This is a genomic window from Arthrobacter sp. NPDC056727 (assembly GCF_042790555.1).
GTDB lineage: Bacteria > Actinomycetota > Actinomycetes > Actinomycetales > Micrococcaceae > Arthrobacter.
Map to the genome: position 1 here is coordinate 45,886 of NZ_JBHTZA010000027.1, position 22,500 is coordinate 68,385.

Below are 22,500 nucleotides of genomic sequence, written 5' to 3' on the forward strand. Positions count from 1 at the left end.
TGGCGGAAACGCACCTGTCACCCGAGCCGATATCCCTGCCTGTGAGAATGTCGCCCGTGGCCTCTGTCTCCCGCCGGGACGGGGTGGTCAACGAAATCCGCCGGGCGGTGGTGCTGGGCACCATCAAGCCTGGTGAAAAACTGACGGAAGTGCAGCTGTCAGAATGGCTCAGCGTCAGCAGGCCCACGGTCCGCGAGGCGCTAAACCAGATGGCACAGGAAGGCCTCCTTGTGCAGGAGCCGTACCGCGGACTCCGAGTAGCCTCCCTTGATACGGCCGCCATCATGGACCTGGCCCACACCCGCATGGCCCTCGACATGCTCGCTGTCACCGCGATCATCGAGGACGAAACCGGGCGCCGGATGCGGATGGTTGAGGAAAGCTGGGCCGAGTACAGCCGCGTGGAAATGGATCCGGACCCGGTTGTGCGGCATGAGAGCCACGTGGCCTTCCACCGTAAGCTCTGGGCGGCATCCGAGAACGCGCTGCTGCTGCGCCTTTGGCCAGTCACCGAAGCCCACGTCACCATCATTCTGGCCCAGGACCAGGCCACCCGCGCAGACCCGGTCCGCGCCCACCGCGTGCACGAGAAGCTGGTTAAGGCCATCCGGACCAAGGACCTTGAGGTCATCCGGAAGGCCTTCACGGAACACACGGTCGACAGCGCGAAGGAACTCATCACCCTGCTGGACGCACAGAACAAGTAGCCCACAGAACACGTCGAAGGAGTAACTGCCCATGAAGATTCTCATCGTCGGCGCGACTGGGCTGCTTGGCTCCGCAGCGGTCGCAGCACTCAAGGGACGGCACGAGGTCATCGAAGCCTCCCGCTCGAGCGATATCAGCGTGGACCTCGCCGAACCAGAATCGGTCCGGCGCATGTTCGACCAGGTAGGCACTGTGGATGCGGTCATCTCCTGCACGGGCTCGGTTCCGTTCAAGCCGCTGGCCGAGCTTACCGACAAGGACTTCAGGTCCGGCTTTGAGGACAAGGTCCTGGGCCAGGTCAACCTGGTGCAGCTCGGCGCCGAGTTCATTTCCGACGGCGGCTCCTTCACGCTGACCAGCGGCGTCCTGGCCCGCGAGCCAATCCTGACCGGCGCCGCAGCATCGCTGGCCAACGGCGCCCTCGAATCGTTCGTGATGGCCGCCGCCGCCGAGTTGCCCCGGGGCATCCGGATCAACGCCGTCAGCCCCACGGTCCTGGCCGAGGCTTCCGGCTATCACGAGTTCTTCCCGGGATTCTCCCAGGTGCCCGCCGACGAGGTTGGCCGCGCCTACGTGAAGTCGGTCGAAGGCATTCAGACCGGTCAGGTCTTCGCGCTGGACTGAGGCACGCCAACCAAACGGGCGTCCCCAGAGCCCCCGCCTTAGAACGGCGGAGGTTCTGGCGCCCTGGACGGACAGAGCGTCACCCTGCCGACGTCCGCTGCCTCAGTGGTGTAATTCCGGCCGAGGGGTGAACGCCACTCAAGGTCGCCGGCTGGTGACGACTGCCTGTAGCTCCAGGCGCCGATGGACTTCAGCGCGTGGTGCTTTCGGCAGAGCATTGCCAGATTGCTGGCGTCGGTAGTGCCACCGTCCTGCCACTCGATCGTGTGATCAGGTTCGCAGACGAAGGCTCGGCGCGTGCACCCGGGGAACCGGCAGGTCCCGTCACGGCAATGCAGGTAGCGGCGCAGCGCCTTCGGAGGACGGTAGGCCGTGCGCCCCACGCCCAGAGCCTGGCCCGTGGTGCAGTCCATGAAGAGCCGACGCCAGGTGGGCGCAAGAGCCGCGAGGCGCCGGGCCGTTGCGGCGTCGATGGGACCATATCCTTCGAGTTCCGCTGTTTCGAATTCGGCGGATTCGGCGCCGGGAACGTCGCCGCCGGCAACGACGTTGCTGCCAAGGATTGATCCGACGGGAATGGTCAACACAACCTCGGCACGAAATGCTCCTGTTTCCGGCTCACCGGATCCATCAACCAGCTGGCCAGAACCACCCAAAAACCCGTCAGGCCCATAAAAAAGCCGGTAGGCCAGTGCATCAGCCCGGAACTCCGACAGCGTGCGGGAATCGGAACCGGCGTGGGAATCCGAAGCAGGAGGTTCTCCGAGTGCCGCAGCCCGCGCACTGGCCTGCCGGGCATCGCGGTCGAGCCCATTGAAAATGGCCATCCCGACTTCCGCTGTGAGGAACGCAGAGAGCGTGCACATGCCGTCCGGCTCAGCCGAGAACCAGACGCCGCGCTCACGCTGGGCAGACTCTTTGCGGGCGGTGATGCTTTCGGGGTGAAGGTGCTCGCGCAGCCGCCGCACGCATGCGCGGAATTCGGAAGGAGTGCGGCGTCGGCCCGTGCGCGTCCGCGTGCGCTGCAGGGCCACCGTGGCGAATTTGCCGGCCTGCTCGACAGGGAGGGAGCGGGCCTGGTCGAGAATAATCCGGGCGTGCGCCTCGGAGATCTCCCCGGTCTCTACCGCTTCGAGAACCTCCCACTGGGACGTCGCCAGCTCCGCGGCATCATTCAGGGAGCGCGCGGCAGTGCCTTCCGTGAGGGCGCAGGCGGTGGACACCTCGGAGACAGCCAGCGCGTGGGTCTCGTCCCCGCCGAACCGCACCGGCTGGTTCTCCTGCCGCCGGGGGGATTCCTCGTGGATCGCTTCTTCGACCCTGGCCAGGGCCCTCAGTTTCTGTGCTGTTGCCCAGGCGATGAGCCTGTCCGTCGATTCCACCACGCCTAGCGCATCGTCGGCAGTGAGGAAAGAAGCGAGGGGCAAGCTCACGGTGCCAGCCAGCGGCGAACCCTCGCGGTCCGTGAAGTCGACAGCCGGAACCCACACATCGTCATCGCCGGCGAACGCCTGAACCTCCATGCCTCTCCTCCTTCCCGGAAATCAGTGCCGGCCACTCCCCACCGGACGCTCCCAGACTAGGGGGAGGGTCTGACATTTAACGTCACCCACGGCTCCCAGCCGGACGGTAACGGGAAATTTACAATCCCCCCGCAATCTCACCACCCGCGGGGCACCGGCCCGCGAACTCGCGGCGCCCCGATTTCGGCAATATTTCCTCCCAGCCCACGCCCCGCGAAAAAAGTACTGGACGTGGCCGGGGTCACAACGCTACTGTTGAACCAGCACGCAGATTGTTTGACAATAAAACAACCAAACCACGACGGCGGCACTCGTGTTTAGTCCGCCCCCACCCCCAACCGGCTGCGCCAGCGCCGCCGGACACAAATTTCCTTCGAGCTGCGGACGGCCCCCTGATGGCGCTGACAGCCCGGAAACCCATTTCCCGTAAAGAGGGTTTAAACAATGACCAAAACAAGCAAGATCGTCCTTGCTGTCCTCGCCATCGCCGTACTGTCCGCAGCCGCCGGCTTCTTTGGCAGCGGATTCCGTGGCAACAGTGCTTCGGCTTCCACCGGCTCGGCGCAGGGCACGTTCATCGAGGAAATCAAGAAGCGTGGCGAACTCCGCGTAGGCGTTGCCATCGCTCCGCCCATGACCGTCCAGCAGCCCGACGGCACCCTCGGCGGCCCCAACCTCATTCCGCTGGAGGAACTGGCCAAGCAGCTCGGCGTGAAGCTGGTGCCGGTTGCGGCAGAGTGGAAGAACATCGTGGCCGGCCTGCAGGCCAACCGCTACGACTTCGCAGCAAACCTGGACTACACCGTGGAGCGGTCACTGGCGATCTCCTTCACTAACCCCGTCTACGAGTACCCCGGCGTGTTCGTGGTGAAGGCCAACTCGCCGCACACCACCTCCGACCAGATCGTCCAAAGCGGCGGCCAGATCGCAACCGCCCAGGGCGCAGCCCCGGAAGCCACGCTGAAGGGCCTGACGTCCAAGATCATGCCCATGGATTCGTACTCGAACGCCATCTCCGCCATCCAGGCCGGCCGGGCGGTCGCGGAATTCACCGACCTTCCCACCGCTGAATCCCAAGCCCAGGCAGACAAGACGCTGAAGATCGTCGTCCCGGATCCGGAGATCTACTCGGGCACCGCCGCATACGGTGTACCAGCCGGCGTCGACGCCCGCTCGATGCAGATCGTCAACATCGCCATCGAGCGCGCACAGAAGAGCGGCAAGCTCGCCCAGGCCTACGCCAAGGTCAACTACTTCGAGGTGGATAACCTCGGCGACCTGAAGAAGAAGTGACCTCGCAGGAAGTCACCGGGCAAGTCGCCGGGTAAGGAGCCAAGACATCATGAACTACAACTTCGACTGGGACGTGGTTGCCCGGGCATTGCCTGCAATGATGCAGGGCCTGGGAATCACCGTCCAGATCACACTCATCACCATTGCCATCAGCATGGTCCTCGCCGTCCCCGTGGCCGTGGGCCGCATGTCCAAGATCGAGGTCGTCCGCTGGGCCGCCCAGGCCTATATCGAGGTCTTCCGCTGCACGCCGCTGCTGGTCCAGCTGTTCTGGATCTTCTACGCCATGCCGGCGCTGACCGGGGTCACCCTTCCCGGCGAGGTCTCGGCAGTCATCGCACTGACGGCCAACCTCACCGCCTTCATGGCCGAGGCCTACCGCAGCGGATTCCAGTCGGTGCCCGTGGAGCAGGTTGAGGCAGGGCGCATGCTCCAGCTCAGCCGCTTCCAGCAGCTTCGCTACATCATCGTGCCGCAGGCCCTGCGCCAGCAGCTGCCGGTGATCCTGTCCCTGAACATCTCGCTGTTCAAGGACACCGCGCTCGTCTCCACCATCGCCGTCGCGGACCTGATGTTCATCTCGAACACCATCTCCTCGCAGACGTACCGGTCCCTTGAGGTCTTCACCCTGGCTGCCCTCGTCTACTTCGCGATCGCCTTCCCCGTGTCCCTGGCAACGAGCACGCTGGAACGCCGGATGCAGAACAGCTCCGGCATGGGCGCCCCGCCAGCGAAGAAGAAGCTGGTATCCCGCATGATGCCGGGTTCCCGGACGACAGACCCCCGCACCGACTCGCAGGCGGCGGTGCCGGCATGAGCCACGCCGCACTGAGCCAGCCGGCAGCCGGCACGCAGCTTTCCAGCCGCCAGCAGAAGGACAATGATGGAAACGGACAGAAGGGCACCCCGGTGACAACTCTGGAGCAGATCGCGGGCCGCGCCGGCAGCGGACAGGCCCTGGTGGAGGCCCGCGGCCTCCAGAAGAGCTTCGGCGAACGGAAGATCCTCCGGAACGTGGACTTCCAGATGAACAAGGGCGACATCACCGTCATCATCGGCAAGAGCGGCTCCGGCAAGTCCACCCTGCTGCGCGCACTTGCCGGACTCACCGACCCCGATGAAGGCCAGATCGTCGTCGACGGCCAGACCGTGTTCGCCGGACAGCAGCGCACCAAGGAATGGGACAGCGTCCGCTCGGAAGTCGGAATGGTCTTCCAGACCTACACGCTGTGGCCGCACATGAACGTGCTGGACAACCTGGTCCTGGCACCACGCAAGGTCCGCGGCGCCGGCGCCTCCGAGTCCCGGGACCGGGCCGAGGCCGCGCTGGCCGAAGTGGGCATGGAACACCACATCCTCAGCAAGCCCACCCAGCTCTCCGGCGGTGAGCGGCAGCGCGTCGCCATCGCCCGGGCCCTGATGATGAAGCCCAAGCTCCTGCTCTGCGACGAGATCACGTCCGCCCTTGACCCGCCCGTCGCGGCCGAGGTCCTGGATGTGCTCCGCCGGCTGAAGGAGGAGGACGGCATCGCGGTGGCCCTCGTGACCCATGACATGGCTTTCGCCTCCAAGGCCGCTGACCGCGTGGTGTTCTTCCACAACGGCGAAATAGCGGTCAACGCCACCCCGGAAGCCGCGTTCGACAAATGCGACAACGAAGACCTTAAGAAGTTCGTGGATGCCGTCCGTTTCTAGCCCGGCTGGGTTAAAAAGTGGACCAAGAAAGGAAACACTGTGCACACCGTTGTAGTTGGCGGCGGCGTTATCGGCCTGACGCAGGCTTACCACCTCGCCCGGGAGGGCGAGGAAGTGACCGTCATTGATGCGCGGGCCACGGGCCTGGGTGCTTCGAAGGTCAACGCAGGCTGGATCTGTCCGGCGGAATCGGCACCCGTGCCGGGACCCGGCGTCGTCCTCAAATCCATGAAGTGGATGCTCCGCCCGGACAGCCCGCTCTACATCCGTCCCTCCCTTGATCCGTCCTTCATACGGTTCATGCTCGGCATGTGGCGCAAGTCCAACGCCCGTGACCAGCGCGCAGGATTCGAGGGTCATCTCCGCCTTGCCGCCGACACCCTCCAGATTTTTGATGAGTACCGCGCTGACGGCATGGACTTCGAGATGCACACTGACGGGCTGCTCATGGCGTTCATGGAGCAGGACAACTTCGACCACCACATCGACAACCTGGACCTGGCGTCGCAGTACGGACGCGAGCCGAAGGTGCTTGGCCGGGACGCAGTGCATGAGCAGGAACCGCTGCTCACCGACGACGTCCTTGGCGGCATTTATTTCCCCCAGGAGCGGCACGTCGATCCTGGAGCGATGGCCACGGCGCTGCACCGCCGACTGGTGGCGATGGGCGTGCGGATCGTTGAGAATTCGCCGATCGATGAGGTTGATCGCAACGGCGACCGGGTCACCGCAGTGCACAGCGGCGGAAACCGCTACACCGCTGACAACTTCGTGCTTGCTGCCGGCGCCTGGAGCGGGAACCTGTCGAAGCAGTTCGGGGTTGCGCTGCCCGTGCGTCCGGGGAAGGGCTACAGCGTTGAGGTTCCCGCACTGGGCCTGCGCAGCGCGGTCAACCTTTGGGACGCGAAGGTCGCGGTGACCCCGTTCAACGAACGCCTTCGCCTCGCCGGCACGATGGAGTTCGGCGGACTGGACGAGAAGATCAACCAGGTCCGGGTCGACGCGATCCTCCGTGCTCCCGCGAAATACTTCCGCAACTGGGAGCCGCCAGCCACCAAGCCGACGCCGATGGCAGGCATGCGGCCAATGACACCCGACGGACTTCCGGTTATCGGTCACCTCGGACACCTGCAAAACACCTACGTTTCCACGGGCCACGGAATGATGGGCGTCACCCTCGCACCAGGCACCGCTGCCGTGCTCACGGACCTGATCGTGCACGGCCGCATGGCACCCACCCTCCAGCCCTTCAGGGCCGACCGCTTCAGCGGCATCCAACGCCGGCAGCCGGCTCCGGCCCTCTAACGCCACACCCCGCTTCCCCCGCAACCACGCGGCCAAAACAGCTTTAACAACGAAAGGACCTTAACCACATGTCACGCACCAAGAAGGACCTCCGCGGCATCCTCGCAGCCGTCACCACCCCGTTCACCGAGGACGGGTCCGCCGTCGACGAAGCCACGCTGCTGCAGCAGGTGGAACGGCTGGTTGCCGCCGGCATCCACGGGCTGGTCCCCACCGGCTCCACCGGCGAGTTCACTTCCCTGTCCACTGACGAGTACCGCCGCGTGATCGAGCTTTACGTCAAGGGCGCCGACGGTCGGATCCCCGTGGTCGCCGGCATCGGCGCGATGACCACGCAGGCCGCCATCGACCTGGCCCGGCACGCCGAAACCGTCGGCGCCGACGCCATCATGCTGGTTCCGCCGTTCTACGACCCGCTGGACTTCACCGCCCTGCAGGCGTTCCTGTCCGCCGTCGCCGGTTCCATCTCCATCCCCGTCATGTACTACAACATCCCCGGTGTCACCGGGGTCAGGCTCACCGCCGCCGAACTCGCCGAACTCGGACAGATCGAGGGAGTGGACTACATCAAGAACACCTCCGACGACGCCATTGCCCTGGCGGAACTGCTGGCCAATCACACCGGGAGCATCAAGGCCTTCAACGGCTGGGACACCCTGACGTTCTTCGGCATCGCCTCCGGCGCCGAAGCCTCCGTCTGGGGCACCGCCGGCGTCGTCCCCGAACTCGCCGTCGAATTCTGGGAAGCCCTCGCCGAACAGAAGGACCTGGACCGCGCCCGCGAACTGTGGAAGCACCTGTGGGCCATCAGCGACTTCCTCGAGTCCGTCAACTACGTCGCCGGCATCAAGGCAGGCCTGGAACTCATCGGCGAACCGGTCGGCCCCGCCCGCCTGCCCATCCTGCCCCTCCCGGCGGAGGAGCGCGAACGTTTCGCCGCCATCCTGCAGAACGCCGGCGTCCTCCCGGCAGTAGCAGCATGAGCACCCGCTCCACCACCGCCCGTCCTGCCGGCCGGCTCGCCCTGGACGCCATCGAGGTGCACGCTGAGGGCGAACCGGGGCGGATCCTGACCAACGCCGCCGGGCTCGTGGAGGGCGAGACGATGGTGGAGCGGCTGCAGTACTGCAAGGAGAACCTGGACTGGCTGCGCCGGCTCATGCTCCATGAGCCGCGCGGCTACCCGGGCCTGTGCTCGGTGATCATCCTGCCGGCCGTAAACGAAGGCTCTGACTTTGGCATCGTCGTCCTCGAACAGGGCGGCTTCACCCCGATGTCAGGGTCCAACACCATCTGCGCCGTCACCGCGGTGCTCGAGGCCGGCATCGTCCCCGTCCGCGGCCCCGAAACGGTCGTCACGATCGACACCGCGGTCGGGACCGTCCAGGCCGTGGCCAAGGTGCACGAGGGCAAGGTCCTCTCCGTGACCGTGGTGAACGTCCCGGCGTTCGTCGTCGAACTCGACTACCCGCTCCAGGTCCCCGAACTCGGCACCGTGCCCGTCGACGTCGTCTTCGGCGGCCAGTTCTTCGCCCAGGCGCGGGTCGCCGACGTCGGACTGGAACTGCACCCGGACAACGGCAAGGAACTCGCCCGCGCCGGGGCGCTGATCAAGATGGCCGCGCTGGAGCAGATCCAGGTCACCCACCCGGAGAACCCGGCCATTAACGGGGTCAACCTGATCATGCTCCACACCGGCGACCGCGTCCCGGGCCGGCAGGACCGCAACACCGTGGTCCTATCCAACGGCAAGCTCGTCCCGTCCGACCCCTCCACCTGGACCGGGGCGCTGGACCGCTCCCCCTGCGGCACCGGCACCTCCGCCCGCATGGCAGCACTCCACGTCCGCGGCCAACTCGGGATCGGGGAAGACTTCCTGCACCACAGCATCATCGGCAGCGAATTCATCGGTCGGCTGACAGGCACGACGACGGTCGGCGGCCGGGACGCGGTCCTTCCCACCGTCACGGGGCGGGGCTGGGTCACCGGGCACAGCCAGTGGATCCTGGACCCCACTGACCCCTTCCAATCCGGATACACCGTCGGCGACATCTGGGCGCCCGGTTCATAAAACACCCCATTCTTCCAACCAACTGAAAGCAGGAGTTGTGAGCCAGTTCATTAACGGCAAGCTCGTCGAGGGCACCACCGGGGAAACCGTGGACGTCATCGACCCGTCCAACGGTTCCGTCGTCGAAACCATCACTCTCGCCGGCAGCGACGACGTTAACCAAGCCGTCCAGGCCGCCCGGGACGCGTTCCCGGCCTGGTCCCGCGCCACCCCGGCCGAACGCTCCGCCGTCCTCACGAAGTTCGCCGCGCTCATGGAAGAACGCGCCGAGGAATTCGCCCAGCTCGAATCCCGCCAGGCCGGCAAACCCATCCGCCTCACCCGCGAATTCGACGTCCCGGGCACCATCGACAACATCGCCTTCTTCGCCGGCGCCGCCCGCAACCTCGAAGGCAAGGCCACCGGCGAATACTCCGCGGACCACACCTCCTCCATCCGCCGTGAAGCGATCGGCGTAATCGGCTCCATCTCGCCGTGGAACTACCCCCTGCAGATGGCCGCCTGGAAGATCCTGCCCGCCATCGCCGCCGGCAACACGATCGTCCTCAAACCCGCCGAAATCACCCCGCTCACCACTCTCCTCTTCGCTGAAGTGGCCACCGACGCCGGTGTCCCGGACGGCGTCATCAACGTCATCACCGGCCGCGGCTCCGCCGTCGGCGCCGAACTGCTCCGCCACCCGGACGTGGACATGCTCTCCTTCACGGGCTCCACCACCGTGGGCCGCACCGTCCTGGACGCAGCAGCCACCACCGCCAAACGCGTCCACCTTGAACTCGGCGGCAAAGCACCCTTCGTGGTGTTCGACGACGCCGACCTCGAAGCAGCCATCCACGGCGCCGTCGCCGGATCCCTGATCAACACCGGCCAGGACTGCACCGCAGCCACCCGCGCCATCGTCCACCGCTCCCTCTACGAAAAATTCATTGAGGGCGTCGCCGGCCTCTACGCCAAGGTCAAGCTCGGTCCCACCAACGACCCCGCCACCGACCTGGGCCCGCTCGTCTCCCGCAAACACCAGGAAACCGTCGCCGGCATGGTCGACCGGGCCCGCGGCTACGCCCGCGTCATCGGCGGCGGCATCCCCGATGGCGTACAAGACGGCGACCTCGCCAACGGTTCCTACTACCGCCCCACCCTGGTCGCCGATGCCACCCCGGACAGCGAGATCTTCCGCGACGAGGTGTTCGGCCCCGTCCTGGCCGTCACCCCGTTCGACACCGACGACGAAGCGATCGAACTCGCCAACGACACCCCCTACGGCCTTGCCGCCTCCGCCTGGACCAAGGACGTCTACCGCGCCCTGCGCGCCACGCGGGAAATCCGCGCCGGAGCAGTCTGGGTCAACGACCACATTCCGATCATCAGCGAAATGCCCCACGGCGGCATGAAGCAGTCCGGCTTCGGCAAGGACATGTCCACCTACTCCCTCGACGAATACACCGTGGTCAAACACGTCATGTTCGACCTCACCGGGGAGAAAGCCAAAGCCTGGCACCGCACCATCTTTTCCCTGAAGGGCTGAAACAATGACGACGACGGAACCCACCGGCCGGGTTTACGGCAGGCGGTTTGAGGAAAAGACAGCCCTGGTCACCGGCGCAGGCGGAGGCATCGGCTCGGCCATCGGGCGGCGCCTGGCCGCCGAAGGTGCGCACGTGTTCATCTGCGACGTGAACGAGGCGGCGGCCAAGGAGGTGGCCGATTCCCTCATTGGCGAAGGTCTTTCCGCGGAGCCGCTGGTCTTTGACCTGCTGGACCCCGAGGCCTCGAAGGCCGCGGTGCAGCGGATCATTGACGCGCGCGGCCGGCTCGACGTCCTGGTCAACAACGCAGGCGTGAACCGGCGCGGGGACCTGCTTTCCCTCACCGAGACCGACTGGGACCTCTCCTTCGCCGTGAACGTCGACTCGCTGTTCCACCTCTGCCGGGCGGTCCTCCCGCATATGATCGAGGCCGGCGGGGGCGCCATCGTGAACACCGCATCCCAGTGGGGCATTTACCCGGCGCCGGGGCACATCGCCTACAACGTGTCCAAGGCTGCGGTGGTCTCGTTCACACAGAACCTGGCCCGCGACTATGCGCCGCATAAGGTGCGGGTCAACGCCGTGGCGCCCGGGGAGGTGCACACGCCGATGCTTGAAGCCGGCCTGGCGCGCAATGGCCGCACGGTGGCCGACCTCGACGCGCTCGTGCCCTTCGGGCGCATCGGCAAGCCGGAGGAGATCGCCGCGCTCGTGGCGTTCCTGGCCTCCGATGAGGCGCCGTACATCTGCGGCTCCGTCGTCGAAATCACCGGTGCGCAGGCCGTCGCATGAGCGGCATGCTGGCCGGGAAGACGGTCCTGGTCACCGGCGCCTCGCGCGGCATCGGCCGGGCAACGGCGGTGGCCCTCCACCGCGAAGGGGCGCACGTTGTGCTGCACTACGGCAACGACAAGGACTCCGCCCAGGCCACGGCAGACAGGCTCGGCGAGCGGGTGAAGCTGGTGCAGGGCGACCTGCGGGACCCGGTCGAGCGCAAGCGCGTCTGGTCAGAGGCCGCTGAGTGGCGCGGCGGCGTCGACGTCCTGGTCAACAATGCCGGGGCGTGGCTGGCATCGGAACTCGATGACGACGCCACGTGGGAGCAGGGCTGGCAGGCCAACTACGAGCTGAACCTGATGGCCCCTGCCGATCTCTGCAGGGTAGCCATCCTCGGGTTCCGGAAGCTGGGCGGCGGGATCATCGTGAACGTCACCAGCCGCTCGGCGCACCGGGGTGACGACGCCGAACACCTCGCCTACGGCGCGGCCAAGGGCGGTCTGCTCGCCCTCACCAAGGGCATCGCCCGCGGCTACGCCAAGGAGAATATCCTCGCCTACGCCGTGGCCCCGGGCTGGGTGGCGACGGACATCTCCGCGCACATCTCCCCCGACGATCCGATGCTCGCCGGCCTGCCTCTGGGTGAGGTCACCCCGCCCGAGGACGTCGCCGAGGTGATCACGTTCCTGGCGTCGGGCCGGTCCCGGCACACCACCGGAGCAACCATCGACATCACTGGCGCCGACTACGTGCGCTGACCGCCGTCGTCGTTCTTCTTTAACTCCCTGCCGAAAGGAAAACCGTGAGGTTCAGCCGCATGCTCAACGTCGTGGACGCGCACGCCGAAGGTGAATCCGGCAAGGTGGTGGTCGGCGGTGTCGGCCCGGTGCCGGGGCCGTCGATGTTCGACAAGATGCTTCATTTCTCCGAAAATCTCGACCATCTGCGCAAGCTCCTCCTCTGCGAGCCGCGCGGGGCCGTATGGCACAACGCCAACGTGGTCCTGCCGTCCAACAACCCCGACGCCGACTTCGGCTACATCATCCTTGAATCCACCGAATACCCCGCGATGTCCGGCTCCAACACCATGTGCGTGGCAACGGTCCTCCTGGAGACGGGGATGCTGCCCATGTCCGAGCCGGTCACCCGGCTGGTCCTGGAGTCGCCCGCCGGCCTGATCCGGATCGAGGCTGCATGTGCCGGCGGCAAGGTGAAACGGGTGAAGCTGGTCAACCAGCCGGCCTTCGTTTACCACCAGGACGCCAAGATCGACGTACCGGGACTCGGGAAGGTGACCGTCGACGTGGCCTACGGAGGCATGACGTTTGCCTTTGTGGACGCCGGGACTCTGGGCATATCGCTCGATATCAGCCGGGAGGCCGAGCTGTGTGACCTTGGCCAGCGCATCAAGAAGGCCGCAGCGGAGCAACTGGAGGTCTCCCACCCTGCCGATCCCCGGATTCCCGGCATCACCAACACGTCATTCACGGGCCCGCTGCTGCGCGAGGAGGGTCCCGACGGCGACGAAATGGTCCGGTCCGCCAACGCCGTGATTGTGTCGCCGGGCCGTTTGGACCGTTCGCCCTGCGGGACGGGAACGTCCGCCAGGCTGGCACTGCTGCATGCCCGGGGCGAACTCGCGCCGGGGCAGCTGTTCCGGCACGAGTCCCCCATCGGCAGCCAGTTCGACGCGAGGATCGAGGGCACCACAACCGTGGGTCCTTACAGAGCGGTAGTCCCCAGCATCTCCGGGCGCGCCTGGATCACGTCGTTCAATCAACTGGTCCTCGACCCCTCGGACCCGTTCCAGGAGGGATTCGTGGTGGGCAAGCCCTGGGAACCGGAGTACTGAAATGGACCTTCGGCGCATTGACGACTGGCGCCTCCTCAGCGGGGCAAGCGTGGAGATCCGTTGCCACGGGGTATCCGTTTGCAGCGGGATGGTCGACGACGTCACGGACGACGGCGGAATCCTCTGGATCCGCTCATCGACGGAGGGGCGCCGCCTTTTCGAGAAGGCGGCGCCCTACGAAGCGTGGGCCGTTGAGGAGCGCCTGGGGTTCCACTACCGGGTGGCGGCCGGCTAGGCGGGTTGCGGGGTTCCGACGCTGCGGTCCATGCGTTCCAGTGCATCCCGCCGGCTGATGTCGCACGCCAGTGGGGTGGCGCAGGTTTCGTAGTCCGCGATCTGCGCGATGCGGCGCTTGTGCCGGGAGTCCTGCGTGAAGGGCTCCTGAAGGAAGAGAACCGCCAGTTGGCGGCATTCCTCCGGCGTGTGTTCACGGGCGCCGATGGCGATGACATTGGCGTCGTTGTGCTGGCGGGCCAGCCGTGCAGTTGACTCGTTCCAGACCAGGGCGGCGCGGATGCCCCTGACCTTGTTCGCGGCGATCTGTTCGCCGTTGCCGGAACCGCCGATGACGATGCCGAGGCTTGGCCTGTTGTGGCTGATGTCGTGTGCGACGCCCTCGGCCGCGCTGATGCAGAATCCCGGATAGTCATCCTGGGCGTCGTACTCCCGCGGTCCATGGTCCACCACGTCAAAGCCCAGGCTGGCCAGTTCATGTTGCAGCGACCGGCTCAGTTCGAGGCCTGCGTGATCGGTGCCGATGTGGACCCGGTAGGCCGTCCCGGCGCTGCGTTCAATGGTTGATGTCATGTCATCGCCTCATAGTGGTCTCGTACGATTAAAAGCTCTGCCCGGCGGAGCCGAGCTGCTGGGTTGCCTCAACGACGCGGGCGGCGAGGCCGGCCTCGGCGGAGGCGCCCCAGACGCGGGGGTCGTAGGTCTTCTTGTTGCCCACCTCGCCGTCGACCTTCAGCACACCGTCGTAGTTGCGGAACATGTGGTCCACCACCGGACGCGTGTACGCGTACTGGGTGTCCGTGTCGATGTTCATCTTGATGGTGCCGTAGGACACCGCATCCGCGATCTCCTGGTCCGAGGAACCCGACCCGCCATGGAACACCAGGTCGAACGGGTTCTCCTTGCCGATCCTGGCGCCCACCTGGGCCTGGATGTCCTTCAGGATCTCCGGACGCAGCTTCACCCCGCCCGGCTTGTACACACCATGCACGTTGCCGAACGTCAGCGCCGTGATGTACCGGCCGTTCTCCCCGGCGCCCAGGGCGTCGATGGTGGCCAGGGCGTCTTCGACCGTGGTGTACAGCTTTTCGTTGATCTCGTGCTCGACGCCGTCCTCCTCACCGCCGACCGTGCCGATCTCCACCTCGAGGATGATCTTGGCTGCAGCGGTGCGGGCCAGCAGTTCGCGGGCGATGCGCAGGTTCTCCTGCAGCGTCTCGGCCGAACCGTCCCACATGTGCGAGTTGAACAGCGGGTTGCGGCCAGCCTTGACCTCGGCCTCGGAGGCGGCGAGCAGCGGCAGCACGAACCCGTCCAGCTTGTCCTTCGGGCAGTGGTCCGTGTGCAGGGCGATGTTCACGTTGTAGTTCTTGGCCACCTCGCGGGCGAACGCGGCGAAGCCAAGCGAACCGGCAACCATGTCCTTCGTGGACGCACCCGACCAGTAGGCCGCACCGCCGGTGGACACCTGCACGATCCCGTCAGACTCGGCCTCAGCGAAACCGCGCAGGGCCGCGTTCAGGGTCTGGGAAGAAGTGACGTTGACCGCCGGGAACGCGAAGCCGCCCTTCTTGGCACGGTCGATCATGTCGGCATAGATCTCTGGGGTTGCAATGGGCATGCTACTCGACCACCTCGCCGGTGGTTTCGAAGGTGGCGATCTTGCCGATGCGGCGTTCGTGCCGCTCAGCGTTGGTGAACGGCTCGGCCAGGAACGCCTCGATCAGTTCGGTGGCCTCCTCAACCGTGTGCTGGCGCCCGCCCACCGCGACCACGTTGGCATTGTTGTGCTGGCGGGCCAATTTGGCCGTGTCCAGGTTCCACGCCAGCGCGGCCCGTACGCCCTTGACCTTGTTCGCGGCGATCTGCTCGCCGTTGCCCGAGCCGCCCAGCACGATCCCGAGGGCGTCCACGCCCGCGGCCTGGTCGGCAACGACGGCGGCCGCGGCGTTGATGCAGAATGAAGGGTAGTCGTCCTCGGCGTCATAGACGGCAGGACCGTGGTCCACCATCTCGTAGCCGCCGGCTGACAGTGCGGTGATGAGGTGGGAGCTGAGCTCCATGCCTGCGTGGTCGGTTGCGATGTGAACGCGCATGAGTGGTCCTTTTAGGCTTGCTGGAATACGACGTTGTTGGGGCGCGGTGCTGTGGAGGCGAAGGCGAGCTGGCCGTTGGTGCGGAGGGATTCGATGGCGTCGGCGGGTGAGGGCTTGCCGTACACGGACGATCCGGCCACGAAGACATTGGCGCCGGCCTCGGCGGCGCGGACGATGGTTTCTTCCGTGATGCCGCCGTCCACCTGGATGGCAACATCCACTCCGGAGCCGTCGACGGCGGCGCGGGCGCGCCGGATCTTGGGCAGCATGACGTCCAGGAACGCCTGGCCGCCGAAGCCGGGCTCGACGGTCATGATCAGCAGCATGTCCAGTTCCGGGAGCATGTCCAGGTAGGGCTCCACGGGGGTGGCCGGGCGCAGTGCCATGCCGGCCTTGGACCCGCGGGCGCGCAGTTCCCGGGCGAGTTTAATGGGGGCGTCGGACGCCTCGACGTGGAAGGTCACCGAGGCCAGGCCGGCGTCGGCGAACTGGGGCGCCCAGCGGTCGACGTTGGAGATCATGAGGTGGGCGTCCAGCGGCACGGGGCTGACCTTTTGGATCCGTTCCACGACCGGCAGGCCAATGGTCAGGTTGGGCACGAAGTGGTTGTCCATGACATCCACGTGCACGGCGTCGGCGTTGCTGATGCGGGCCAGCTCGGCTTCGAGGTTAACGAAGTCGGCCGAGAGGATGCTGGGGTTGATGCAGCAATTCAGGGGTGAAGCGGACATGATGTTGCCTTTCAGCGGTCAGGCTTTCGATGATCAGGGTGACGAAGGCGTGGGGACCCCAACGGGTCCCCACGCCCTCGAAACAGGTGGCGGCCAGGAAGCCTACCGGCGGCTAGGAAGCCCTCCGTGCAGCGGCAAGCGCGCCCTCGACGTCGGCGAGGAGTTCCTTCCAGCTGGCCACGAACTTCTCCAGGCCTTCGGACTCGAGCAGGGACACGACGTTGTTGTAGGAGACGCCGAGGTGTTCGAGAGCCGTGAGGACGGTGTTCGCTTCCGAGTACGTGCCGGTAAGGGTGTCGCCGGTGACCACGCCGTGGTCGAACGTGGCGTCCAGGGTCTTCTCCGGCATGGTGTTCACGACGCCGGCGGCAACGAGTTCGGTGACGTACAGGGTGTCCGGGTAGGCCGGGTCCTTCACGCCGGTCGAAGCCCACAGCGGGCGCTGCGGACGGGCGCCGGCCTCGGCCAGCACTGCCCAGCGTTCGGTGGAGAATAGCTTTTCGAACACCTGGTAGGCCAGGCGGGCGTTCGCGACGCCGGCCTTGCCCTTGAGTGCCTTTGCTGCGGGGGTGCCGATCACGTCAAGGCGCTTGTCGATTTCGGAGTCCACGCGGGAGACGAAGAACGAGGCGACCGAGTGGATCCTGGACAGGTCGTGGCCGTTTTCCTTGGCCTGCTCCAGGCCGCTCTGGAAGGCATCGATGACGGCCCGGTAGCGCTCCAGCGAGAAGATCAGGGTCACGTTGACGCTGATGCCCTCGGCCAGGACTGCGGTGATGGCCTTCAGGCCCTCAAGGGTGGCCGGGATCTTGATCAGGACGTTGTCCTTGTCGACCTTCTTGAAGAGGTTCTTGGCTTCGGCGATCGTGCCTTCGGTGTCCCACGCCAGGCGGGGGTCAACCTCGATGGAGACGCGGCCGTCGACGCCGTTGCTGGCGGCGGCGACCGGTGCGAAGAGGTCGCATGCGTCGGCGACGTCCGTCGTCGTGATCTCGAAGATCGTCTCCTCGACGCCGGCGCCCTGCGCAGCAAGTGCGGCAATCTTGGCGTCGTAGTCCGTGCCGGAGGTGATCGCGGCCTGGAAAATGGACGGGTTGGTGGTCACGCCGACGACGTTCTTCTCATCGATGAGCTTCTGCAGGCTGCCGCTGTCGAGCCGCTCGCGGGAGAGGTCGTCCAGCCAGATGGACAGGCCTGCTTCGGAAAGCTGTGCGGTGGGTGTTGCGTTGGTCATGGCTTGTTTCTTCCTTCGAAAGTTAGTTGGCTGCCGCGGCGAGGGAGTCCTTGGCGGCGGCTGTAACTGCTTCTGCCGTGATGCCGAACTCCTGGAACAGGCGCTTGTAATCTGCCGAGGCGCCGAAGTGCTCGAGGCTGATGGAGCGGCCGGCGTCACCGACGAACTCGCGCCAGCCCAGTGCCAGGCCGGCTTCGACCGAGACGCGGGCGGTGACCGCTGCGGGCAGGACAGCCTCGCGGTACTCAGCGTCCTGCTTGTTGAACCACTCAACGCACGGCATGGAAACCACGCGGGCGGCGATGCCTTCGGCCTTCAGTGTTTCGCGGGCCTGGATGGCGAGTGCGACCTCGGAACCGGTGGCGATCAGGATGACCTGCGCGTCCACGGTGTTGCCATCCCTGGCTGCCTCGGCCAGGACGTAACCACCCTTGGCCACACCGGCCGGGGAAGCAAAGGTGTCACCCTCCGCAGCGCCCGCGCCGCGGGCGAAGGTGGGAACGTTCTGGCGGGTCAGGACGATGCCGGCCGGGTTTTCGTGGTTCTCCAGGATGGTCTTCCACGCGATGCCAACCTCGTTGGCGTCGGCCGGACGGACGACGTCGAGACCCGGGATGGCACGCAGGGTGGAGAGCTGCTCCACCGGCTGGTGGGTGGGGCCGTCCTCGCCGAGGCCGATGGAGTCGTGCGACCACACATAGATGGACGGCACGCCCATGAGGGCACCGAGGCGGATGGCCGGCTTCTGGTAGTCGCTGAAGATCAGGAACGTGCCGGAGAACGCGCGGGTCTTGCCGTGCAGGCTGATGCCGTTCACGATCGACGCCGCAGCGTGCTCGCGGATACCGAAGTGCAGGACGCGGCCGTACGGGTTGCCCTTCCACGCTTCCGTGGAGCGGGAAGCCGGGACGAACGACGGCGAACCCTCGATCGTGGTGTTGTTCGACTCCGCGAGGTCGCACGAGCCGCCCCAGAGTTCCGGCATGACCGGGCCGATCGCGTTCAGGACCTTGCCGGAGGCGGCGCGGGTGGAGACGTCCTTGCCCGCCTCGAAGACCGGCAGGGCGGCGTCGAGTCCTGCGGGCAGCTGGCGGGCTTCGACGCGCTCGAGCAGAGCGGCAGCTTCCGGGTTGGCTGACTGCCAGGCTGCGAACGACTCTTCCCACTCGGAGCGGGCCGCTGCGCCGCGGTCTACCACCTGGCGGGCGTGGGCCAGGATTTCCTGGTCAACCTCGAAGGACTTGGCGGGGTCGAAGCCCAGCACTTCCTTCAGGGCTGCGACTTCATCGCCGCCGAGGGCGGAACCGTGGATCTTGCCCGTGTTCTGCTTCTTCGGGGCGGGGAAGCCGATGATGGTGCGCAGCGAAATGATGGACGGCTTGGAGGTCTCGGCCTTGGCCGCCAGCAGTGCGGAGTAGAGCTCCTGGACGTCTTCGACGTAGTCGCCGGTCTTGGTCCAGTCCACGCGCTGGGTGTGCCAGCCGTAGGACTCGTAGCGCTTCAGGACGTCCTCGGTGAAGGCGATGTCGGTATCGTCCTCGATGGAGATGTGGTTCTCATCGTAAATGACAACGAGGTTGCCGAGCTCCTGGTGGCCGGCGAGGGAGGAAGCCTCGGACGTCACGCCTTCCTGGATGTCACCGTCGGAAGCGATGACCCAGATGGTGTGGTCGAACGGGCTCTCGCCGGCGGCAGCATCGGCGTCGAACAGGCCGCGCTGGCGGCGCTGGGAGTAGGCGAAGCCAACCGAGGAGGCCAGGCCCTGGCCCAGCGGGCCGGTGGTGATCTCCACACCGGCGGTGTGCTTGTACTCGGGGTGGCCCGGGGTCAGCGAACCCCACGTGCGCAGCGCTTCCAGGTCCTTCAGTTCCAGGCCGTAGCCGGAGAGGAACAGCTGGATGTACAGCGTCAGCGAGGAGTGGCCCGGCGAGAGGATGAACCGGTCACGGCCGATCCAGTCGGCGTCGCGCGGGTCGTGCCGCATCAGCTTCTGGAACAGAAGGTACGCGGCCGGAGCCAGGCTCATCGCCGTGCCGGGGTGGCCGTTGCCCACCTTCTCCACGGCATCCGCGGCCAAAACCCGGGCGGTGTCCACCGCGCGCTGGTCCTCGGGCGTCCAGTCGAGTGTTGAATCTAGGGTGCCCTCAGCGATACGGGTCGCGGTTGCAGTCGGATTCACGATTTATCTCCTTTGATACGGTCATCGGCCAATAGCGGCCGGTCTCTGGTTGCTACCCATAATTCCGAAACAAATGGGTAGGGGTAACACTGTTTTCTGACAGTTTTTGGCTATACTTTCGGGTGGGCGGAAGTTTCGCCCGGTGGCCGCGCGAGGAAGCGCAGCCGCTCAACAGTCCATGAAGGAATCCACTATGTCCCTTTCAGACTTGCCGTGGCCGCTGCTGCATTCTGTGTCAGCATTGGCCGATGCTCCCCTGGCCCAGATTGCGGAACGGCTGCGTGACGCCACGCTTCCGCACTTGGGATGCAGCGCGCTGGTGATCTTCACCGAAGACTGCACGGGCCGCCCGCAGAAGAAGGCAGGCCAGGAGGACATCATTTCCAAGGTCTCCATCGCCGAGCTGGACGAGCTTCGCGCCGGCCTATCGGATGAGACGCCCTGGCTCGGCGACGCCGTGCTCGCCGGCCGGTCCCGGCCGGCCCTGGCCATGAAACACGGCCCCAGCCAGGCCATCCTGGTCCTCACCGATCCCCGTCCGGCAGATCCGCGGGACAACCCGGGGCTGGAACTGCTGACGTACCTGTGGGGCATTACAGCCCGGCGGATCCAGGAAAAGGTGGCCGATGCGCCGCCGTCGTACCTGGCGGAATCACGCGCGGCCTCGGCTGAACGCGTCCGCGTGACCGCGGAACTGACCGACCTGCACTCCACAACGCTGGAGACCCTGCTGGCAGCCCTGCGCTCATCCTCCCTCGAGGACGCCCTGGCGCGCACAACGGTCACCGACCTCACGGCCAAGGCGCTGGTCGGGCTCCGCACCCTCAGCGACCGCACGACCGACCTTGTGGAAGAGCCCGTCGCCAAAGCCTTTGAACGCCTGCGGGAGGACCTGCGGCCGCTCACGAGCTTCAGCGGAACCGAGGTCCAGTTCATCGAACCGCCGCTGAACGGAAGGGCCCTGCCCGGCGAGGTTGCCCACGCCGCACGCGCGGTGGTCCGCGGGCTGGTGCTGACCATGATGGAACAGCCGGAGGTCAGCAGGATCCGGACGCATTGGGACTGCGACGGCGAGAATCTGCTGATCAACGTGCGCGATGACGGCGGCGGCGCACTCACCACCGAGGACCCGGCCATCAGCCGACTGGACCGCCGGGTCCAGGCGCTCAACGGACATCTCCGGATGGACGTCATGCCCGGCTGGGGCGCCGACATCTTCGTCTCGCTCCCGCTGGACCTGCCCGCCCGGCCGGCGGGGGATGCTGCCGGATGGAACCTGGCCGCCCGGGAACTCGAAGTGCTCCAGCACCTCGCGGCCGGACACCGCAACCGCACCATCGCCTCGACCATGGGCATCAGCGAGAATACGGTCAAGTTCCACGTGCGGAACCTGTTCAGGAAGCTCGACGTCGGTTCACGCACCGAAGCGATTGCGCTGGCACACAGCCACGGATTCCGGTGACCGGGCAAGCACCCGGCTCCCCCGGCTGAGGTGCCCGGCTCCATCCAGGAGGCCGGGCACTTCGGCGCGTGGCGCCGTCGTCGTTCATTTGGTCCGGCTGTGGGAAAAGGCAGACGGTACATCGAAGACGCTATCTGGCGGGATGGGTGGCGTGGCCGCCGAACTGGTGGCGGAGCGCGGACACCATCTTCATCGCCGGGGAACTGTGTTCCCGTGACGCGAAGCGTGCGAACAGCGAAGCTGTGATTGCGGGGGCGGGAATGGCATTGGCAATCGCTTCTTCCACAGTCCACCGGCCCTCGCCGGAATCCTCGACGTAGTCGCCGATGTTCTGCAGCCCCGGATCCTCCTCCAGGGCCTTGACCAGCAAATCCAGGAGCCAGGACCGCACCACTGTGCCCTTTTGCCAGGCGCGGAAGGTGCCGGGGAGGTCGGTGATGATGTCTTTGGACGCAAGCAGCTGGTAGCCCTCGGCGTAGGCCTGCATGAGGCCGTATTCGATGCCGTTGTGCACCATTTTGGTGTAGTGGCCTGCGCCGATTCCGCCAACATGGACGAAACTGTCCGCCCGTTCACCGACCGGCCGCAGAGCGTCAAAGACCGGAAGGGCGCGCTCGATATCCGCAGCGCTGCCCCCGGCCATCAGGCCGTACCCGTTCTGCAGGCCCCAGACACCACCGGACACCCCGCAGTCCGCGAAGCTGATGCCTTTCGCGGCCAGCAGCCCGCCATGTTTCTGGTCCTCGGTGAAACGGGAATTGCCACCGTCAATCACCAGGTCGCCCCGCTCGAGTTTTTCACCCAGCTCCGCGACGACCGCCCCGGTAGCGGCACCGGCGGGTACCATGATCCAGATGATCCGGGGCGCCGGCACCTTCGCGAGGAGCTCGTCCACCGAAGCCACGTCGGTGACGTCCCGGTTGCGGTCGTAGCCGGTAACCTCCACACCACCGTTGCGCAGCCGTTCGCGCATGTTGAAGCCCATTTTTCCAAGGCCGATCAGTCCGATGTGCATGGGGGAACTCTTTCCTGTGAACAACCCTTTTGGGTAGGCCCTTTTGGGTAGGCCCTTTTGGGTAGGTGGTGGGGTTAGGTGGTCATGGTGGCGAACATGAGGGCCATGGTGGCGGCGCCGAGGGCTTCGAGGCCGTGTTCGGTGCGGGTGGAGTGTTTGCTGGTGGCCTGGTGGT

22 protein-coding genes are annotated in these 22,500 nt (G+C 66.1%); 14 read left to right on the top strand and 8 right to left on the bottom strand.

The window, feature by feature from the left end:
• Positions 1-47: 47 nt before the first annotated feature.
• A complete protein-coding gene (locus ACFRAH_RS20770; protein ID WP_377992825.1) occupies positions 48-707 on the top strand; it encodes a GntR family transcriptional regulator in 660 nt (219 codons plus the stop codon).
• A 31-nt stretch (positions 708-738) separates the two neighbouring features.
• Positions 739-1,332 carry a short chain dehydrogenase gene (locus ACFRAH_RS20775; protein ID WP_377992804.1) on the top strand — a complete coding sequence of 198 codons (594 nt, stop codon included), beginning with the start codon at positions 739-741 and terminating at the stop codon, positions 1,330-1,332.
• A 38-nt stretch (positions 1,333-1,370) separates the two neighbouring features.
• Here the strand turns inward: ACFRAH_RS20775 and ACFRAH_RS20780 are convergent, their stop codons facing one another.
• Positions 1,371-2,855 carry a DUF222 domain-containing protein gene (locus tag ACFRAH_RS20780; protein ID WP_377992805.1) on the bottom strand — a complete coding sequence of 495 codons (1,485 nt, stop codon included), beginning with the start codon at positions 2,853-2,855 and terminating at the stop codon, positions 1,371-1,373.
• Between the two features lie 444 nt (positions 2,856-3,299).
• Between ACFRAH_RS20780 and ACFRAH_RS20785 the strand changes: the two genes are divergently transcribed.
• The 11 genes from ACFRAH_RS20785 (at position 3,300) to ACFRAH_RS20835 (ending at position 13,609) form a co-directional block, all read left to right on the top strand.
• Positions 3,300-4,148, top strand: a complete 849-nt coding sequence (locus ACFRAH_RS20785; RefSeq protein WP_377992806.1) for a substrate-binding periplasmic protein — start codon at positions 3,300-3,302, stop codon at positions 4,146-4,148.
• Positions 4,149-4,197: 49 nt separating this feature from the next.
• Positions 4,198-4,965, top strand: a complete 768-nt coding sequence (locus ACFRAH_RS20790; protein ID WP_377992807.1) for an amino acid ABC transporter permease — start codon at positions 4,198-4,200, stop codon at positions 4,963-4,965.
• The gene (locus ACFRAH_RS20795) at positions 4,962-5,843 is read left to right on the top strand and encodes an amino acid ABC transporter ATP-binding protein (RefSeq protein ID WP_377992808.1); all 882 of its coding nucleotides are present in this window, start codon (positions 4,962-4,964) and stop codon (positions 5,841-5,843) included. Before ACFRAH_RS20790 ends, ACFRAH_RS20795 begins: the two co-directional genes overlap by 4 nt.
• A gap of 39 nt (positions 5,844-5,882) precedes the next feature.
• Entirely contained in the window at positions 5,883-7,148 is a 1,266-nt protein-coding gene (locus tag ACFRAH_RS20800) for an NAD(P)/FAD-dependent oxidoreductase (protein WP_377992809.1), read from the top strand.
• A gap of 68 nt (positions 7,149-7,216) precedes the next feature.
• On the top strand, positions 7,217-8,131 hold the full coding sequence (locus ACFRAH_RS20805; RefSeq protein ID WP_377992810.1) for a dihydrodipicolinate synthase family protein: 915 nt from the start codon (positions 7,217-7,219) through the stop codon (positions 8,129-8,131).
• Positions 8,128-9,219 (top strand): proline racemase family protein, encoded by a 1,092-nt coding sequence (locus ACFRAH_RS20810; RefSeq protein ID WP_377992811.1) that lies wholly within the window; start codon positions 8,128-8,130, stop codon positions 9,217-9,219. Before ACFRAH_RS20805 ends, ACFRAH_RS20810 begins: the two co-directional genes overlap by 4 nt.
• A gap of 37 nt (positions 9,220-9,256) precedes the next feature.
• The gene (locus tag ACFRAH_RS20815; protein ID WP_377992812.1) at positions 9,257-10,744 is read left to right on the top strand and encodes a gamma-aminobutyraldehyde dehydrogenase; all 1,488 of its coding nucleotides are present in this window, start codon (positions 9,257-9,259) and stop codon (positions 10,742-10,744) included.
• A gap of 4 nt (positions 10,745-10,748) precedes the next feature.
• On the top strand, positions 10,749-11,537 hold the full coding sequence (locus ACFRAH_RS20820) for an SDR family NAD(P)-dependent oxidoreductase (protein WP_377992813.1): 789 nt from the start codon (positions 10,749-10,751) through the stop codon (positions 11,535-11,537).
• Positions 11,534-12,280: an SDR family NAD(P)-dependent oxidoreductase gene (locus tag ACFRAH_RS20825; RefSeq protein WP_377992814.1), complete on the top strand. Its 747-nt coding sequence runs from the start codon at positions 11,534-11,536 to the stop codon at positions 12,278-12,280. The genes ACFRAH_RS20820 and ACFRAH_RS20825 overlap by 4 nt, the downstream gene beginning before the upstream one ends.
• Before the next feature lie 44 nt (positions 12,281-12,324).
• Entirely contained in the window at positions 12,325-13,374 is a 1,050-nt protein-coding gene (locus tag ACFRAH_RS20830) for a proline racemase family protein (RefSeq protein ID WP_377992815.1), read from the top strand.
• Between the two features lies 1 nt (position 13,375).
• Entirely contained in the window at positions 13,376-13,609 is a 234-nt protein-coding gene (locus ACFRAH_RS20835) for a hypothetical protein (protein ID WP_377992816.1), read from the top strand.
• On the opposite strand, the gene ACFRAH_RS20840 is transcribed toward ACFRAH_RS20835, so the two are convergent.
• The 6 genes from ACFRAH_RS20840 to tkt all read right to left on the bottom strand — a co-directional run bounded on the left by ACFRAH_RS20840 (position 13,606) and on the right by tkt (position 19,848).
• Positions 13,606-14,181, bottom strand: coding sequence for a ribose-5-phosphate isomerase (locus ACFRAH_RS20840; protein WP_377992817.1), 576 nt, complete (start codon positions 14,179-14,181; stop codon positions 13,606-13,608). The genes ACFRAH_RS20835 and ACFRAH_RS20840 overlap by 4 nt on opposite strands.
• Before the next feature lie 28 nt (positions 14,182-14,209).
• Complete coding sequence (gene fbaA / locus ACFRAH_RS20845) at positions 14,210-15,229, bottom strand: class II fructose-bisphosphate aldolase (protein ID WP_377992818.1); 1,020 nt, start codon at positions 15,227-15,229, stop codon at positions 14,210-14,212.
• A gap of 1 nt (position 15,230) precedes the next feature.
• Positions 15,231-15,704 (bottom strand): ribose-5-phosphate isomerase, encoded by a 474-nt coding sequence (locus ACFRAH_RS20850; protein WP_377992819.1) that lies wholly within the window; start codon positions 15,702-15,704, stop codon positions 15,231-15,233.
• 11 nt (positions 15,705-15,715) lie between these two features.
• A complete protein-coding gene (gene rpe, locus ACFRAH_RS20855) occupies positions 15,716-16,435 on the bottom strand; it encodes a ribulose-phosphate 3-epimerase (RefSeq protein WP_377992820.1) in 720 nt (239 codons plus the stop codon).
• A 112-nt stretch (positions 16,436-16,547) separates the two neighbouring features.
• Positions 16,548-17,669: a transaldolase gene (gene tal / locus ACFRAH_RS20860; protein WP_377992821.1), complete on the bottom strand. Its 1,122-nt coding sequence runs from the start codon at positions 17,667-17,669 to the stop codon at positions 16,548-16,550.
• 22 nt (positions 17,670-17,691) lie between these two features.
• Positions 17,692-19,848 carry a transketolase gene (tkt, locus tag ACFRAH_RS20865; protein ID WP_377992822.1) on the bottom strand — a complete coding sequence of 719 codons (2,157 nt, stop codon included), beginning with the start codon at positions 19,846-19,848 and terminating at the stop codon, positions 17,692-17,694.
• A 193-nt stretch (positions 19,849-20,041) separates the two neighbouring features.
• On the opposite strand from tkt, the gene ACFRAH_RS20870 reads away from it, so the two are divergent.
• Positions 20,042-21,310, top strand: a complete 1,269-nt coding sequence (locus ACFRAH_RS20870; RefSeq protein WP_377992823.1) for a LuxR C-terminal-related transcriptional regulator — start codon at positions 20,042-20,044, stop codon at positions 21,308-21,310.
• A gap of 130 nt (positions 21,311-21,440) precedes the next feature.
• Here ACFRAH_RS20870 and gnd read toward each other — a convergent pair whose 3' ends face one another.
• Positions 21,441-22,325, bottom strand: coding sequence for a phosphogluconate dehydrogenase (NAD(+)-dependent, decarboxylating) (gnd, locus tag ACFRAH_RS20875; protein WP_377992824.1), 885 nt, complete (start codon positions 22,323-22,325; stop codon positions 21,441-21,443).
• Positions 22,326-22,500: the final 175 nt, after the last annotated feature.

Excerpts from the sequence above, each read along its gene's own strand:
- ACFRAH_RS20770 (WP_377992825.1), top strand. The coding sequence starts at position 48 with ATGTCGCCCGTGGCCTCTGTCTCCCGCCGGGACGGGGTGGTCAACGAA.
- ACFRAH_RS20775 (WP_377992804.1), top strand. The coding sequence starts at position 739 with ATGAAGATTCTCATCGTCGGCGCGACTGGGCTGCTTGGCTCCGCAGCG.
- ACFRAH_RS20780 (WP_377992805.1), bottom strand. The coding sequence starts at position 2,855 with ATGGAGGTTCAGGCGTTCGCCGGCGATGACGATGTGTGGGTTCCGGCT.
- ACFRAH_RS20785 (WP_377992806.1), top strand. The coding sequence starts at position 3,300 with ATGACCAAAACAAGCAAGATCGTCCTTGCTGTCCTCGCCATCGCCGTA.
- ACFRAH_RS20790 (WP_377992807.1), top strand. The coding sequence starts at position 4,198 with ATGAACTACAACTTCGACTGGGACGTGGTTGCCCGGGCATTGCCTGCA.
- ACFRAH_RS20795 (WP_377992808.1), top strand. The coding sequence starts at position 4,962 with ATGAGCCACGCCGCACTGAGCCAGCCGGCAGCCGGCACGCAGCTTTCC.
- ACFRAH_RS20805 (WP_377992810.1), top strand. The coding sequence starts at position 7,217 with ATGTCACGCACCAAGAAGGACCTCCGCGGCATCCTCGCAGCCGTCACC.
- ACFRAH_RS20810 (WP_377992811.1), top strand. The coding sequence starts at position 8,128 with ATGAGCACCCGCTCCACCACCGCCCGTCCTGCCGGCCGGCTCGCCCTG.
- ACFRAH_RS20820 (WP_377992813.1), top strand. The coding sequence starts at position 10,749 with ATGACGACGACGGAACCCACCGGCCGGGTTTACGGCAGGCGGTTTGAG.
- ACFRAH_RS20825 (WP_377992814.1), top strand. The coding sequence starts at position 11,534 with ATGAGCGGCATGCTGGCCGGGAAGACGGTCCTGGTCACCGGCGCCTCG.
- ACFRAH_RS20835 (WP_377992816.1), top strand. The coding sequence starts at position 13,376 with ATGGACCTTCGGCGCATTGACGACTGGCGCCTCCTCAGCGGGGCAAGC.
- ACFRAH_RS20840 (WP_377992817.1), bottom strand. The coding sequence starts at position 14,181 with ATGACATCAACCATTGAACGCAGCGCCGGGACGGCCTACCGGGTCCAC.
- fbaA (WP_377992818.1), bottom strand. The coding sequence starts at position 15,229 with ATGCCCATTGCAACCCCAGAGATCTATGCCGACATGATCGACCGTGCC.
- ACFRAH_RS20850 (WP_377992819.1), bottom strand. The coding sequence starts at position 15,704 with ATGCGCGTTCACATCGCAACCGACCACGCAGGCATGGAGCTCAGCTCC.
- rpe (WP_377992820.1), bottom strand. The coding sequence starts at position 16,435 with ATGTCCGCTTCACCCCTGAATTGCTGCATCAACCCCAGCATCCTCTCG.
- tal (WP_377992821.1), bottom strand. The coding sequence starts at position 17,669 with ATGACCAACGCAACACCCACCGCACAGCTTTCCGAAGCAGGCCTGTCC.
- ACFRAH_RS20870 (WP_377992823.1), top strand. The coding sequence starts at position 20,042 with ATGTCCCTTTCAGACTTGCCGTGGCCGCTGCTGCATTCTGTGTCAGCA.
- gnd (WP_377992824.1), bottom strand. The coding sequence starts at position 22,325 with ATGCACATCGGACTGATCGGCCTTGGAAAAATGGGCTTCAACATGCGC.